The following is a 1,145-nucleotide window of genomic DNA, read 5'->3' as shown; positions in this document are numbered from 1 at the left end:
GTGAGTTTTGCGGCCATGTCAAACCCAGGTAAGGTTCTTCGCGTTGCATCGAATTAATCCGCATGCTCCGCCGCTTGTGCGGGCCCCCGTCAATTCCTTTGAGTTTTAGCCTTGCGGCCGTACTCCCCAGGCGGGGCGCTTAATGCGTTAGCTGCGGCACAGGAAACCGGAGAGGCCCCCCACACCTAGCGCCCAACGTTTACAGCGTGGACTACCAGGGTATCTAATCCTGTTCGCTCCCCACGCTTTCGCTCCTCAGCGTCAGTATCGGCCCAGAGACCCGCCTTCGCCACCGGTGTTCCTCCTGATATCTGCGCATTTCACCGCTACACCAGGAATTCCAGTCTCCCCTACCGAACTCTAGCCTGCCCGTATCGACCGCAGGCTTGGAGTTGAGCCCCAAGTTTTCACGGTCGACGCGACAAGCCGCCTACGAGCTCTTTACGCCCAATAAATCCGGACAACGCTCGCACCCTACGTCTTACCGCGGCTGCTGGCACGTAGTTGGCCGGTGCTTCTTCTGCAGGTACCGTCACTCTCGCTTCGTCCCTGCTGAAAGAGGTTTACAACCCGAAGGCCGTCATCCCTCACGCGGCGTCGCTGCATCAGGCTTCCGCCCATTGTGCAATATTCCCCACTGCTGCCTCCCGTAGGAGTCTGGGCCGTGTCTCAGTCCCAGTGTGGCCGGTCGCCCTCTCAGGCCGGCTACCCGTCATCGCCTTGGTAGGCCATCACCCCACCAACAAGCTGATAGGCCGCGAGCCCATCCCAAGCCGAAAAACTTTCCACCCTCAACCATGCAGTCAAAGGTCCTATTCGGTATTAGCCCCCGTTTCCGAGGGTTATCCCAAAGCTTGGGGCAGGTTGCTCACGTGTTACTCACCCGTTCGCCGCTCGAGTACCCCGAAGGGCCTTTCCGCTCGACTTGCATGTGTTAAGCACGCCGCCAGCGTTCGTCCTGAGCCAGGATCAAACTCTCCAACAAAAAATTAGTTGAACAGCATCCTGACAACAAACAAATGTTGCCAAAGGAATCCCAACCAGCCAGACATAAAGCCCGACCAGTCCGGGGTATAAATCATAATTGGCACTGGCTTTTAAAGCACCCTGTTGAGTTCTCAAAGAACAACCACACACCGACCAGA

At 57.2% G+C, this 1,145-nt stretch carries 1 other annotated feature (running past one end of the window).

The features are described from left to right. Nucleotides 1–985, bottom strand: a sequence feature (most likely nonfunctional fraction of RNA operon); it reaches 3,378 nt to the left of the window's first position. Nucleotides 986–1,145: the final 160 nt, after the last annotated feature.

The sequence above is a fragment of the Micromonospora sp. NPDC005291 genome (genome assembly GCF_040607415.1).
In the GTDB taxonomy this organism is placed as follows: Bacteria; Actinomycetota; Actinomycetes; order Mycobacteriales; family Micromonosporaceae; genus Micromonospora.
This window is presented reverse-complemented; position numbering and strand designations above follow the sequence as displayed.